The organism is Bradyrhizobium sp. CCBAU 11357, assembly GCF_028128865.1.
Lineage (GTDB): Bacteria > Pseudomonadota > Alphaproteobacteria > Rhizobiales > Xanthobacteraceae > Bradyrhizobium.
Genome location: NZ_LBJW01000007.1, coordinates 7,244 through 21,220, shown reverse-complemented (window position 1 = coordinate 21,220; position 13,977 = coordinate 7,244). Strand labels below are relative to the sequence as shown.

The following is a 13,977-nucleotide window of genomic DNA, read 5'->3' as shown; positions in this document are numbered from 1 at the left end:
GCCCTTGAGCTCGAGCAGCAGGCGGTCGTTGCCGTGTCTTGGCGCATAGATGGTCTCTTGATCTACCAGAACGGTGTCGACCACGCGGCACATCTCGATGAGTTGCTGCCAATCCGGGCTGTTGCGGCGAAGCGCGAGACCTCGCGGGCGCAAACCGCACCAACCTTGCCAAGGCAAACCTCCGCTACCATCCGCTCAAAACCAGCGCGTTCTATGCCGCCGGCGGCTGAACGGCCGAGATCATCATCGATCACTTCAATCTCTGACCACCCGAGCGCCGTCAGCCGGTCCCGCATGGTGTATTGGAGCGTGCTGCTTTCGCGATTGTGCAACACCTGATGGGCCGAAGATTGACGCACGTAAAGAATGTCCTTGCGCCACAGATGATGAGACCTGAGCTTGTCAGAGATCATGATCGACCTCCTTCGCGGGCAGCGTTGCTGTCCTCGCAGCATGGTCGAGGATCAACTGCGTCATCAGGCTCGTGAGGGCCGCCCCGGGCTTCCGCCGGCAACTCCAGCCATGCGGGCGCGCCGAAGGCGCCGTTTGACAGGCCACTCCCGAACAGATCCATCTGCGGCTGCGGCTGCGGCTGCGGTTGTCGATTGTGTCGGTATCCGCTCGCTGGCATTGCCGTCTGGCGTGACATGAGTCGCTCCCCGATTCTGGTCGTGAGAGACTCTGGATGCGCCAGAAAGCAGGGCAACTGATGACGTTCGACCCTTCAACGCCGGATCGAGAAGCGCAGAGAGCGCCGCAAGTGCATCGATGCTGACAAACGGCTGAGCTGCCAAAAGCTCGGCGTCAGGGCATGCTGCCCGATCGAACATCCATGCTGGAACCTCCAACCATCGATCCGCTTGCGATCCATCCAGAGAGCAGCGGAAAGCGACATCATCAGCCTTCCCGACCGTTTCATGAACGCAAACTCGGCGACCAAACAACAATGAAGAGCGGCGCCTGTTGCGCGATCGGCAATCGACCGCCGATTTTGCTGCAAAACCACGTCGGCGCATCCAGCCCGCCAACGTGATCGCGGCGAAAAACTCTAGTTCTGGATGGTTCAAAGTTTGGTCTCGCTGCAGACTATAATCGAACTGCGTTGTATGTTGCGGGAAACCAGCAAAGCGCCGTTGTTGTTGTTGGCGATGTTGCCTCGCCACCATGCCTGCCTGATGTAGCTCACCGTTTGGCCTGTTAGGCCGAACGGTGTAACCCACTCGAGCAGTCCTTGTGACAAAGGCGTTTGGATCTGCCTCGCAAGGGGCGATAACAACCCGAGAAGGCAAGACAGCTGTTGGCCATCGGAGACAGCATGAATCGCATCGACTTCGGTGCCGAAAATCCACCTATCCGTCTGCCAGTTGTAGCCGGAAGCGGATCGGCGTCCAGTATTGGCGCAGCGCGCCGACGGCTGCTGGAATGTCGAGGTGGGCATTGCGGAAAAAGTCCTCGATCAAGCGGCCGCTTCGCGCTCCATTAGCCTAAGCCGGCATGAGCTCGAAGCCGGTCCTGGAGGGACCGCCGATTGGCGACGAGGTTGTCAAGGTGCAGCAACTCGTGCCCTGGCAGCTCTCCTTGGGCCAATCGTCGAACCAGCGCCCGCGTGCCTTCCACCACGAAGACGCCGCAATCATAGCTGTTCCGCTGCTGGGCCATGCTGGGTGACTCCAGGCGGGCGCGCAGCCGCCGTGCGAGCTGCGCTGCCGCCTCGTGGTTGTGTCCCCGGACGGAGTCGTAGTGATAGGCAATCGGCGCTTCTCGCGTGCGGCGATCAAGGAGCAGCAGCGACCAATGCGTGCCGAGGCGATTAGGATCCATTGCATCGTTCACCGGCAGGAACAGGAAGTCGGCGGTATTACCATTCGGATCGTAGATGATGCGCCCGAATGCATGGCTCATGTCGGGCTCGGCGCCAAAGCGCAGTTGATAGTGGGCTATCAGGGGATCCACGAACTGCGCCAGGGCGGCGAGTTTCGGATGGTCCCGCTGCAACTCCTGCGCCAGGAGCTCGTAATCCCTGTGGATGTGCTCGTCGCCCAGCCATTCCTTGGCGCCGAGCGCTAGTCCGCTGCGGCCGTGGGATGAGGCTGTCTGATCCAAAGCCCCGATCTGAGCATCGGCGGATCTGCGCGGGACAGGCGCATAATTAGCATCATCACGCGGCTCCTGCGGCGTCGGCGCATCCAGATCAATCAATGGCTCACGACCGCCGTAGGTGTCTGGGTGAGCCCTGTCAGGCTGCGCTGGTGCAAAGTCAGCATCGTCGCGCAACTCGGACGGCGTCGGTGCATTCAGATCAACAAAAGACTCTAGGCCGCTGTAGGTGTCTGAACGAGCTCGGACAGGATGCACTGGCGCAAAGTGAGCATCGTCGCGCAATTCGGACGGCGTCAGCGCATTGAGATCAACAAATGGCTCAAGGCCAGCGTAGGTGCCTGAGCGAGCCTGGGTAGGATGCGCTGGCGCAAAGTCAGCATCGTCGCGCAACTCGGACGGCGTCGGTGCATTCAGATCAACAAAAGACTCTAGGCCGCTGTAGGTGCCTGAGCGAACCCTGGTAGGATGCGCTGGCGCAAAGTCAGCATCGTCGCGCAACTCGGACGGCGTCGGTGCATTCAGATCAACAAAAGACTCTAGGCCGCTGTAGGTGCCTGAGCGAACGCTGGTAGGATGGGCTGGCGCAAAGTGAGCATCGTCGCGCAATTCGGACGGCGTCGGCGCATTAAGATCAACAAAAGACTCTAGGCCGCTGTAGGTGTCTGAATGAGTCCTGGCAGGATGTACCGGCGCAAAACCAGCATCGTCGCGCAATTCGGACGGCGTCGGCGCATTAAGATCAACAAAAGACTCTAGGCCGCTGTAGGTGTCTGAATGAGTCCTGGCAGGATGTACCGGCGCAAAGCCAGCATCGTCGCGCAACTCGGACGGCGTCGGCGCATTCAGATCAACAAGTGGCTCAAGGCCGCTGTAGGTGTCTGAACGAGCCCTGGCGGGATGGGCTGGCGCAAAGTGAGCATCGTTGCGCAATTCGGACGGCGCCGGCGCATTGAGATCAACAAATGGCTCAAGGCCAGCGTAGGTGCCTGAGCGAGCCCTGGCAGGATACGACGGCGCAAAGTCAGCATCATCGTGCAACTCGGACGGCGTCGGCGCAATCAGACCCACAGATGGCTCAAGCCTGCCCTTAGCATGTGACGCGGGCCTGGATGGTGATGCTCGTTCTTGCAGCTGTTCACCCAACCAAACCCAAGCTCCGGCGCTCGGGCTGGCCGGCGTTGAGGGAAGATCCTGCGCCGAGCCGGAGTGCCGATCGCCCTGCGCGGCAGACGAGTTCGGCTGCTCAGGGCGTGGCAGCCCCAGCTCTCGGTTCGCCTCGGTGAGTTTCAAGTAGCTGCGAAGATGCGACAAATCGGGACCGTGTACTCTGCCTCCAGTCCGTTGGAATGCTACCACGTCATTGTCGAGGGATACCTGCTCCCTGCTCGAGCCGTTTAGCCGCCCGATGATGCTCCCTGCGCGATTCTCTCTAAGCCACGCACTAAGCGCACGAAGACGCCTCGCCCGCTGTTGCGCAGACTGCCTCAGCTTCGCAGTCGGAGTTTTAAGGTCTTTCAGAGCTTGGCTCAGCGCGCCCTCGATGAGGGGCGTATCTTCTGGATGAGGAACTAGGCGACGGGGGGCACCGAGGACGCGGGGTTCGGGTGCTTCCACTTCTTCACCCCCACGCAGCAGCCGCCGGAGACGATCCAGAGCCGATCTAATGCGGTTCTGGGGGTCACGGCCCGAGCTCCTGTACTTCGCAATTTCCGCGTCCAGCGATGAACTGTCGCGTAGCCGAGAAGCTACCGGGCCCCTATGACTCGCGTTGACCCAGCGAATAAATGCACTAAGCCCGGAAACACCGTTGTTGATGGCCCCTTTGGTGAGCTTGCGCCGCTCGGCGTCTCCACGAAACTTCGCCAAGAGCTCCGCGTCTTCGACCGGAAGCTGCTCCCCGATCGGTTCGCCCGTTGACGGCATCGAAGCTTGCATCTGCAATGGTGACGCCACCAGTTGATTGGATAGGGTCTGCATCAGCTGCTGCTCAACAGCGACGACCTGCGGGGGCGGCGAGGAGCTGCGTCCGTCCATCGTCTCCAAAAGCAGATCCTGCTGGTTAGCAGGCAGAGTCTCCGGCCAGTTGCCAGCTCCGTTCGACGCGCTGGGCTGCGCAGTCGTCCGCCGCGTCTCGGCGCGAACCGCGTCTTCGAGATCCGGAAGGGGGCGAATATGACGCCGTAGTTCGATCGCTCTAGCACCCGCCGGCGACCTCAGGAGATGAGCCAGTGCGGCCCCGGCTTTTCTGCGGCCATGGGGGTCCTCCTCCTTATACTGGCTGACATCTTCATCCAGCGAGCCGTGGCCAAGTCGAGCAGCAATGCCGGGCTCATCCTTTTCTCGGAGGTAATCACTCAAATCGATAAGAAGAGTTGCATAGGTCCTGGCGGTGTTGGCGGTGCTAGGCGATGCTTCTTCCTTGTACCTTTTGATGAGATCCGCATCTTGCGGATAGGGATTCAGCTCGACCCTTGCAAACGGCTTGATCCCGCTTGGCGATTGAGAGGCTCGAAGATAATCCAGTGGCGTAGCGATGGACTGCTCCTCCTGCTCGGCGAAGTCCTGGGCATCCTTGTCCAGCGACTTTTCGTAAAGCCGGGCAGCAATGCCCGGCTTGTTGTTCTTTACGAGCCAATGCCCCAAGCTGAGAAGACAACGTACATTGCGACTGACGGTGCGCTCGGAGGCGTCAGCCTTGATGAGTGCCGGCCTCAACCCCGCAATAAGAGACGCATCTTCGGAATAAACCGGATCCAGGTTGTTACCTGAGAAAACCAAATTTGCATGGCCGGGCGGTAACGCTGAGGCATTCAGCATCGTTCCGCTGCCTTGACCGTGCGGAGGCGGCGTAGGTGGGTGCCCGCTCGCCCGCATGATGGGCCGCGCCTCGGATCGCGATGCCTCCGCTTGATGGGTATGGACCTGCATGAGCACGGGAGCGGAGGGGACAGCGACCTCGCTCAGCTGCCGCTGAAAGGCCGCCGCCTCTACCGATGAGTCAACCGGAGAGGCATCTTGCGCGTCCACGCCATCGATTTGTTGCCCCACCTGATTCATCGAGACGAAGTTCATCTGTACTCACTTTCGAAGATGGAGGACCAGGGCAGGCCGATGAGCGCTAACATGCTAATCTGCATTCCGAAAGGAACGAAAATGAGGCACCCTGAGGAGAAAGAATCAACACTCCGCGCGTTAGAAAAAGCATTGCGCCCCCCCCCCCAAACGCGCGATGAGATCAAAAAACAGCCTTCATTATGGGTAGCCTTAACCTTGGGCCCTAGTAGCACAGCCGGCGTCGCGCACGACTTCAATATAATCTCTGGCGACGGTCGGCGGCAGGACGTGATGATGCTTCGCCCGATAGCCAGATCGTGTTAAAGTTCGAGCCAGTCGATCAACCTCGTTGCGAAACGAGCCTGCGGATGGCGGCGGGAGGCTCGACTTCGACGCGCAGAAGTTCGCGGCGACCCGACTGATACAGGCTCGGTTGCTCCAAGTGTTCGCTGAGGGTGGGTCCGAAGCACGAGGACTGGTCTCCTGACAGAGTCTTGAGAATGATGCCCATGGCGCTGGTCGGAAGTATTCGACATCCAAACTTCGTCATGAACCCTTTCGGTTGCCTCGAAAAACCTCGCCTGGATGGCAAGCCCTACGTCCGCAACTCGTTTAGTGCGGAGTTCAAAGCGTTCCGAGACGGCAACAAGGTTGGCGAATCTGATTTCCCGTCCGTGACGATCTCGCACACCGGATCCCGCTCGTCCTATGTGATCGATGACGCCTCGACCGAGCAGCATAGGACACTTGGCGCCGCCGCAGTCGCCTCAGGCCTCGCCGGCGACCAAGCTGAGTAAAGATTGTCTTCTCAGCAAGCAGCAGGCGCTCGGCCAATTCTGTCCGTGTATTACCCATCCAGTCTACGAAGAAGCACCGACCATCCGTTTCCACAAGTAGATGCTGCACGACTACGTCACCATCGAAGAGATAACGTATGCCGTTGGCACGACGACCGAATCGTCACTCGTGCAGGCTGGCGATCCTCCAGGAGACACGCTCTCCTTTCGATCGACACCAAGGATCTACCGCGGATCAGGCCGGGAGTTCGTTACCCGGTCATCGAATCGGTCCGTGGAGCTTTACGGAACTTAGAATCGTTGATCGGTTTGTGGCGGATTGTTGTCAGTCAGCTTGTCGCTGGTGATATCAATCGATCTCGCGGCCCGGACCGTGAGGACGCCTTTCCTTATCTCGGCAGATCGTCCCCGAACGTGTAGTGCCCGGCTCGGATTTCGCCCTGGCGCGCTTGAAGCACCACTCCGGCGGAGTATACGCCTCCTTGTTGGCATCCTCTAATCGAGCCCCGGGCTTCCTTGTGTTCGGCCTCGAACACGTCGAATGGCTTGTGAGGGCCTATTGCGGCGAGGTCCCCGAAAAGGATCTCCAGGTTCTTGTATTCACAAGCGAGCCGCATGGCCGTCGGCAGATGCTCTGAAATGGACCCGCGGAGCGGGACCGCTTGAACCGGTTTGTTAGTTGGAAACTGACCGCTCCTGATCCTTTCTATCACGCTGCCAGAGACTCTGTCTGCTGCTGTTGCTGTGGGCATGTGGTCAACGCGTCAGCGTTGTCCACCATGTCCACAGCCTTCGCGGCCTGCATCCGTTCGCGCCAGACCGCCATCGGCGTGCGGTTTTCCAGCGCCTGATGGGGGCGCTGGAAATCGTAAAACTCGATCCATCGGGCGATTCCGGCTTTGGCCTCGTGGCCATCCGAATAACCCTTGAGATAGATGTCCTCGTATTTGAGCGAGCGCCACAGCCGCTCGATGAACACGTTGTCCATCTAGCGGCAGATCCTGACGCCGGTGGCGGCCAGCGTGCCGGTGAAGGCGGCGCTGGTGAACTGGCTGCCCTGGTCGGTATTGAATATCTCAGGCCGGCCGAAGCGCGCAAAGGCCTCTTCGAGCGCAGACACACAGAACGATGTGTCCATCGTGTTCGACAGGCGCCAAGCCAGCACCGCACGGCTCGCCCAATGGATGATCGCCACCAGATATAAAAGCCTGGCCGATCGGCACATAGCTGATATCGGCCGCCCACACTTGATTTGGCCGGTCGATCACCATACGGCGCAAGAGATACGGGAACATTTTGTGTCCCGGCGCCGGCTTATTGGTTCCGATACCCTGAGCGCGCCACAACTGCCGACGTCTATAAGGCCGAAAGCGCCTGCATGATGGTCGGCCACCTTCTAGTGGAGGTCGCTCATCTAATTGGCTACAGAGGATAGCTGGTCACTCTCCGACTCGCGGCGGTGGCTCGGCGCCCGCATGTTGCACCAGCACCGGCAAGCAGCGCGGGCGCGACGCTGGCGAAAGTCTCACAGGGGTCCCACCCGAACCGGTTGGTGCTCACGCGCTACCCCTAGAAGATCGCGTATGCGTGCAGCGATCTTCCGTGCCTCCTTCGGCGCGAGATTGGGCTTCACGCAATCGAGTATGTCTACCATTGCCTGAGCCTCCTGGCATTAAACGTCGCGACTTGGCGATCTGCTTGGCTCAGAGACTGATCGGCCGCACGGGCCTGACTGGCTGCAAGCACCGCAAGCGCTTGCGACCGCAGTGGGGTGATGTGCTGCTCGAATGTATGCATCCGTCGGCCCCGTGCTGTCCCTGCCACGCACCGCTAACATCGGTGGCCAGCCCTCCCCCTTGGAACGGCAAGGCCGGCCACCTTGCTCCTGAGAGGGTCACGTTCTCCCTAGCGCCACCAGATAATGGCGCGGACAAGTAACCGGGGCGCTTACCAGAATTGGTGGGGACGAGAATGTAAGGTGGTGCGAGCGTGCTCAGCGCCGTCGAGGTACATTCGGACGTGAAACCACAGCACGTTCATGGAAGGGTCGCAGATGGTGAAATGGTTCTACAAGACTCACGCTGGGGTGGCTCAGATCGTTCCCACTGGGGAGGATTTTACGGTCACGCTTGATGATGAGACATTGGGGCGGTATGCTTCGCCAGCCTCCGCGGCCGAAGACTTGGCGAACGGGACATGCTCTTGGCCTTCGGCCGGAGACCCATCAAACCTGGGCATACCGGACAATCAGCCAGTGGCAGCGGGTGCGTTGACTTACGCTGCCGAGGGTCCTCGCCCTTGGTTATCACCGCCTGCTTGGATCATCCGTAGTCGAAGTTAGCGGCAACGTGACTCGGCGCCCGAGCGTTGGAGGCAGAGCGCTGTCCCTGCAACGCACCGCGAACTTCGACACAGCCAGCCTCACAGCAGCGGAAGAAGCCGACGGTACGATACATTCATCAGGAAAAGCCCTAGCACAACTACCAGAACCGGTCGGCCCCACGTCGTCAGGCAATCTCTAAGCTGGTCCGACAACTTGCAGAGACGGGAGACACCCCGCATGGCAAAACGCGTGCGCATTCGTTGCATAAACAAGTCTGACAGGCGAAACGCACATGAGAGAATCAAATTTGTCGGCGGGCTGAATTCAGACGGAACGCGATGGAGGCTATCCGTCGCGAAGACTATCCGAGATATCGAAAGCCGCGAGTGGGAGTACTACGTCGAAGAATCAGGCATCACTGTCGAGGTCATCGTCGCGACTGACGGCCGACACAAGTACATCAAGACAACAGTGGACGGAATTCAACCGGACAATCTCCTCTCGCTCCCTGAGTGTCCGTGAGGGATCGCAGGCAGTGCGGGCGAGACTCGGCGCCTGTTGGCTTCGGGCATGACAGGACGCTGTCCCTGCCCCGCCCGCACTACCATAGAAGCTAGCGGCACGTGACTCGGCGCTGACCGTTCTGGTGCCATCGCGCTGTCCCTGCCACGTCCCGCTAACTCCGGGGCTCCGTATCCGCGCTGGCTGACCAAAAGCTGACGAGACTGCGCGGCCATCCATAAAACGAAAAGCGGCCCGTGTGAGCCGCTTGCCGTCGAGAACAATACGGACGAGCCTATGATGGCTGCGAGCGTCAAGCACACGACTGCTCGGGCAATAGCTTCGTGTTGACAATTACTGTCCGCTCAATCTGCTCCGGCCAATCTTGCAGCCAAGCGAAGACGGCCTCAATGCTGGTCCTGAAGCGGCTGACCGAGGACAAGTTCCGGTGGCCGCGCCGCCAGGAGGCGGTCGTCACGCTGACGACTGAGCAATTGCACTGGATCGCTTGACGGCATCGATATCGATGCGATGGTCCGCCATCCGGTACGGCAATATCAGGCTGCCGGCTGAGCTCTCGAGTTGAGCGGTTGACGCGTCGGTACGGTTCAGATTCAAGATTCCAATGAATCGAACTGGCCATCCGAGTGTTGAGGTGCTGTTGGCGCGCATTGCTACGCTGCAGGCGGAGAACCATCAACTCGCCGACCGCGGCGTCAAACTCGAGGAAGAACTGGCGCTGGCACGCCTGCATCGTTTTGCGCCACGCAGCGAAAAGCCACGTCGATCGTCTCTTCAATGAAGTCGAGCAGGCCGCCGATGAGGATGACGCCGGCAGTGAAACGAACAATACGCTGCTCTGATTGTTTCACCTCGTCGGCGTCGCCAAGCACGGTCCAAAGACCACCGTCGAGCTCCATGGCGACCTCGTACTACTCCTCCGCGTCGCGCCCGCGACCATATAGCTTCGCTCCCTTCTCGTCGCGGTCGAGCACGACGATCATGTCCGCCGCACCTGTAATTCCAGTGGTGCCAGACACCTGCTCGATAGGATCGCCAGACGAACCCTCCATTTTTCTGAGGTGCGTGACGAGGATAGTCGTCAGACCGTGCTCGCCAGAAAACTCTTGAAGCGGCACTATCGCCGAGTCGTCCGACAAATATTGATCTTGGTTGCCCTTGCGCTGCTCTTTGATTTTGGCGTGCGTGTCGATAATCAGGAGGCTCGGATTTTCCGCGCGGCTGTGCCACTCCGTAACCTCCTTCATAAACCCACGGTCCATTGAGGGCGCGGCTGTGCGAATCGTCAGCCGGTCAAGACTCGGACGCGGCACGCCGAGCTTGGGCGGAAGCAGCGTGATAATTCGAGACTTGGCTCTGCGGAAGTTGTCTTCAAGCGAATATTGAAGCACGTCGCCTTGCTCGCAGTCGACGCCGAGAACCTTCCCGCCCGTTGCGATTGCGATGGCCGTGCTGTACGCGAGCCACGTCTTGCCCAGCTTCGGGCGCCCCGCCAAAACGATAAGCCCCTCGGGGATGTAGCGCTTGACTGCCCACTTGAGTGGAGGGAATTCGGTTTGTAGGAGGTCTTCCGCGTTGTACTCAGTGCGTCGATTGTCGTTGGCTGCCTTAGGCTGCGTTGCGTTCGTCATTATCAATTTTGCTCCAGGCCTGCGCTGCGGCGCGGACGATTTTCTGCTGAAGTTCTCGGGTAAAGCTTGCGGCCTTGATGCCGTGAATGTTGGCTGCGTGGACGACATATTATCCGCCGCTTCCGGTCACCAACTTGAAGCCGAACAGCCGAACGTCATCGGTCGGCTGCAGATCGAAATCCGCCACTGTGCGGCCCACCCCCGGAGGGGCGGGCTTCATGTTGAAAATTTTGTTTCCCCTTTTAGAAAGCGACTGGCACCATGAACGGTGCTCCCAAAACGGGATGCGGCTCAAACCTGACGTCCCATTGAGGCTTTGGCCTCGGAGATTGCTGCTGCGGCTTGCTCTTTGTGGTCGATGCCTGAACCTGCATCACGTCAACCTCCGAATGTGAAGTTACTGATTGCTAGTGCGAGTTTTGGGGCGGGTCGCTAAATGCCGCTGCTCATCTATTTGGTGCTCGGCTCGGAAAAGGTGCGGGAAAAATTACGTGGCTGCGTCGGTTGGCGTCCGGCGGCATCCGCGAGGGACACAAAAGCAAATACGTTTTTTCCCAAATTGGGGGACTGGACTGCACCCCTGAAGTGAGACACGATAATTACAGTGACAGGCATTTCAAGGATGACCTGTGGCAGTACAAGGAAAGAACCGTCGGTTTCCGACGGCCTACAAAATAGAAGCAATCAAGCGAGTTGAGAGAGGCGACGGCGTTCTGCCCGTAGCCCGCGAGCTTGGAATCTCCGACAAGATTCTCCACGACTGGATCAAGGCGTGGAAGGCCGATGGGCCAGATGGGTTGAACCGCAAGCGCAGACCCAAGCCAGGTCCCCGTAAGCTGAAGCCGCCAGCGACGTACAATGACAAGCGCTCCGCCCTCGTACTCGCCAAAGCCCGCATCGCCGAGCTCGAAAGGCTGGTGGGCCGCCAGCAGAATGGACCTCGATTTTTTTCGGCAAGCCTTGCGCGCATTGGAGCGGCCGGCAGCGCAAGGCAAACCCGCATCCGCATCAATCGAAGTCATCCAAACGAGGGCTTCGCAGGTAACAGACCCAAACGTCGACGTGCAGCGACTATGCCGCCTTGCGGGCCTGCCGCGCGCGACGTATTACCGCCATCTCGTCAAACGTAGCAGCGAGACAGCCGAGTGCGAGCTGCGCGACGTGATCCAGCGCATCTGTCTCAAGCACGTCTTCTACGGCTATCGACGGGTGACCGCTGCCCTCCGGCGCCAAGGTATGCTGGTGAATGCCAAGAAAGTTCAGCGGCTTATGCGCCAAGATAATCTGCTCGCGCAGCGCAGGACGCCGTTCCTGAAGCCGCCTGCGGAGCGGCCATCGGGCTTTCTCGTCGTCCCCAATCTGGTCCGCGGCCTGGTGCCATCCGCACCCGATCAGATCTGGGTCGCCGACATCACCTACGTCCATCTCGCCAAGACCTTTGCCTATCTCGCCGTCATTCTGGATGCCTTCTCGCGCAAGGCTGTCGGCTGGGCGTTTGAAGACACGCTCGATGCCTCACTCGCGATCGCGGCACTGGAGAAGGCCATTGCCGCCCGAAAACCAGCACCCGGCAGTCTGATCCATCACTCCGACCGAGGCGTGCAATACGCCTCCATCGCCTATCGCCAGCGACTGGCCGACCGCGACATCACCATCAGCATGAGCAGGCCGGGCAATCCCTTCGATAACGCCAAGGCCGAAAGCTTCATGAAGACGCTCAAGGCCGAGCAGGTCAACGGCCGCGCCTTTACCGACCTGGGCGACGCGCGCCGCCACATCAACAGCTTCATCGCGGAGGTCTACGACAAGGAGCGTCTGCACTCGGCGCTCGGATACCAGTTGCCTATTGAGTTCGAAGCCGCGTTCGGGCAAAGCAAAGTGCGGTAACGCATCGTGGCAACCCACTGTCACTGTAATTATCGTGTCTCACTTCAGGGGTGCAGTCCAGGACCGTTCCGAAAGTTATTTTTGGTGCCTTCTACGGCGCGGTGATAATCGGCGCGTTTTGGATGACAAAGGACTTTCGATTCTTCCAGTTTTCCCATTCCGCTTGGGCGGGCAGCCGAGCCGCCGGAAGTGTCGCAGGTAGTGTTGTTCCTGCTCAGTGACGCGTCCTCTTATCTTACGGGCTCCGAAATCGTCGTCGATGGCGGTCTGACGATCGGCGTCCCGTACAAGTGTCAGGCGCCCTCCGGCGCGGCCGCCGATGCTGGTTCCGGCGACATAGTCGAAATAGTCCGCCAGACGATAGTCGGCGCGGTTGCTTGCCTTGGTTAGCAACCGCTCGATTTCCTCTAGAATTTTCAACGAGAGCCCCCTCGGATTCCGCCCCCGTCGATGGCAAGACGTTTGCGCGGCCCGCCACTCTCGAGCCGCGCTTTTAGATCAATCCGACGTTCTGGAAGACGTCCCACGATGTGCTTCTCCCGCTTCTGAAACTCCGAGGGAAGCGAAACCCGAAGATGCCTCGATCGCTTATCGCTGCGGGACATGCAAAGTGGTGACCAAATAGGGGCCAGCACATCCGTAGCACTACTCGATGCACCCTAACCTAAGCCTCAGGCCGAGGTTGTTTCGTGAAGTTTCTCACAATCGCTGTTGTAGTTGGATGACGCAGCTCACCGCGGAGTGTCCGCGACGATCGACGGCGAGTTCGGCAGTCCCGCACAGGGTCTCACCAAATTCGCGGTGTCGGCGCCTGATAGACAAGTCGCAGGTTCCGCTCACTAGAAATGTCATCGGTGAGAGGACAGCTAGGCTGGCCTGATCGCCTTATGTTCGACCGGCCGGAGGCGCGGTCGATGGTCGGGACGCCGCCGGATAGGCTCGGGCGCTTTTGAAGGCAGCCAAGGGATTTCAATGATCCTTCGGGTGCTATGAATCCACGGAAAGAGAAGTCCTCTGGTCCCCTGTCGCATTCGAGCAGGTTCGGGTCGTGGAGCCCTCCACATCATAGCCGCTGAAAACAGCCGCCCACCATCTAAGGCGGCTGTGATCGTCTTGCGCCTAACCGCTGGAAACAGGAAGGGCAGAATCGTATCGTCGACCATGGCCGGTGTGGTTGCCTCGATGATGTCAGCGCAGAATTGGTCTCAGCAACCGAATCTCACGTCCCATCAGCGGGTTAAACCACACTCGCCTCGCCAGCCACCCACAGGCCCTTCATCAATAAAGATGGGCTAGATACGGCCGAAAGCCGCCCACACCCCGTTTTCGCCGTCCCAGCTGCCGCGGCTCGCCGCCTTGGAGTACTCCGTGGCGCGCTGCTCGAAGAAATTGGCGTGCTCGACACCATTGAGAATCTCGACAAGCCACGGCAATGGATGCGCCTTGACCTGGGTGAACCCGCCCTCCTTCGCCTCGAAGAAGCCGAAGACCGGGGCAATCCGCAGCTGGGTCAGTCGCCAGTCGGCGACATAGCGGACGTAGGCGTGGATCTGCTCAGCTCGCATGCCCTCGATCTTGCCGAGGCCGAAGGCGAGGTCGACGAAGTTCTCCTCCAGCTTCACCATGGTCTTGGCGACGTCGACGATGTCGTCACGGACAGCGC

At 59.7% G+C, this 13,977-nt stretch carries 10 protein-coding genes and 3 pseudogenes; 7 read left to right on the top strand and 6 right to left on the bottom strand.

The window, feature by feature from the left end; genetic code table 11:
* Positions 1–62 precede the first annotated feature (62 nt).
* The gene (locus XI05_RS01125; protein ID WP_271498097.1) at positions 63–413 is read right to left on the bottom strand and encodes a recombinase family protein; all 351 of its coding nucleotides are present in this window, start codon (positions 411–413) and stop codon (positions 63–65) included.
* Between the two features lie 398 nt (positions 414–811).
* On the opposite strand from XI05_RS01125, the gene XI05_RS01120 reads away from it, so the two are divergent.
* Positions 812–1,033, top strand: a complete 222-nt coding sequence (locus tag XI05_RS01120) for a hypothetical protein (RefSeq protein ID WP_271498095.1) — start codon at positions 812–814, stop codon at positions 1,031–1,033.
* 446 nt (positions 1,034–1,479) lie between these two features.
* Here the strand turns inward: XI05_RS01120 and XI05_RS01115 are convergent, their stop codons facing one another.
* On the bottom strand, positions 1,480–5,172 hold the full coding sequence (locus XI05_RS01115; RefSeq protein WP_271498092.1) for a Ulp1 family isopeptidase: 3,693 nt from the start codon (positions 5,170–5,172) through the stop codon (positions 1,480–1,482).
* Positions 5,173–5,663: 491 nt separating this feature from the next.
* On the opposite strand from XI05_RS01115, the gene XI05_RS01110 reads away from it, so the two are divergent.
* The gene (locus XI05_RS01110; protein ID WP_271498089.1) at positions 5,664–5,951 is read left to right on the top strand and encodes a hypothetical protein; all 288 of its coding nucleotides are present in this window, start codon (positions 5,664–5,666) and stop codon (positions 5,949–5,951) included.
* A gap of 709 nt (positions 5,952–6,660) precedes the next feature.
* Here the strand turns inward: XI05_RS01110 and XI05_RS01105 are convergent.
* A pseudogene (locus tag XI05_RS01105) lies at positions 6,661–7,273 on the bottom strand (transposase); the annotation flags it as partial.
* Positions 7,274–8,511: 1,238 nt separating this feature from the next.
* Here XI05_RS01105 and XI05_RS01100 point away from each other — a divergent pair.
* From XI05_RS01100 to XI05_RS01090, 3 genes and pseudogenes are all read left to right on the top strand, one after another.
* Entirely contained in the window at positions 8,512–8,796 is a 285-nt protein-coding gene (locus XI05_RS01100) for a DUF3892 domain-containing protein (protein ID WP_061883155.1), read from the top strand.
* Between the two features lie 389 nt (positions 8,797–9,185).
* Positions 9,186–9,287, top strand: coding sequence for an IS66 family insertion sequence element accessory protein TnpB (gene tnpB / locus XI05_RS01095; protein WP_271498086.1), 102 nt, complete (start codon positions 9,186–9,188; stop codon positions 9,285–9,287).
* A gap of 113 nt (positions 9,288–9,400) precedes the next feature.
* Positions 9,401–9,617 (top strand): annotated as a pseudogene (locus tag XI05_RS01090) (IS66 family transposase); the annotation flags it as partial.
* Between the two features lie 90 nt (positions 9,618–9,707).
* Here the strand turns inward: XI05_RS01090 and XI05_RS01085 are convergent.
* Positions 9,708–10,427: an AAA family ATPase gene (locus tag XI05_RS01085; RefSeq protein WP_271498083.1), complete on the bottom strand. Its 720-nt coding sequence runs from the start codon at positions 10,425–10,427 to the stop codon at positions 9,708–9,710.
* A gap of 629 nt (positions 10,428–11,056) precedes the next feature.
* On the opposite strand from XI05_RS01085, the pseudogene XI05_RS01080 reads away from it, so the two are divergent.
* Positions 11,057–11,212 (top strand): annotated as a pseudogene (locus XI05_RS01080) (transposase); the annotation flags it as partial.
* 148 nt (positions 11,213–11,360) lie between these two features.
* The gene (locus XI05_RS01075; RefSeq protein WP_271498081.1) at positions 11,361–12,314 is read left to right on the top strand and encodes an IS3 family transposase; all 954 of its coding nucleotides are present in this window, start codon (positions 11,361–11,363) and stop codon (positions 12,312–12,314) included.
* Between the two features lie 75 nt (positions 12,315–12,389).
* On the opposite strand, the gene XI05_RS01070 is transcribed toward XI05_RS01075, so the two are convergent.
* Entirely contained in the window at positions 12,390–12,734 is a 345-nt protein-coding gene (locus tag XI05_RS01070; protein WP_271498079.1) for a hypothetical protein, read from the bottom strand.
* An 872-nt stretch (positions 12,735–13,606) separates the two neighbouring features.
* The coding region (locus XI05_RS01065; RefSeq protein ID WP_271498076.1) for a ribonucleotide-diphosphate reductase subunit beta at positions 13,607–13,977 on the bottom strand (371 nt) is incomplete at its 5' end.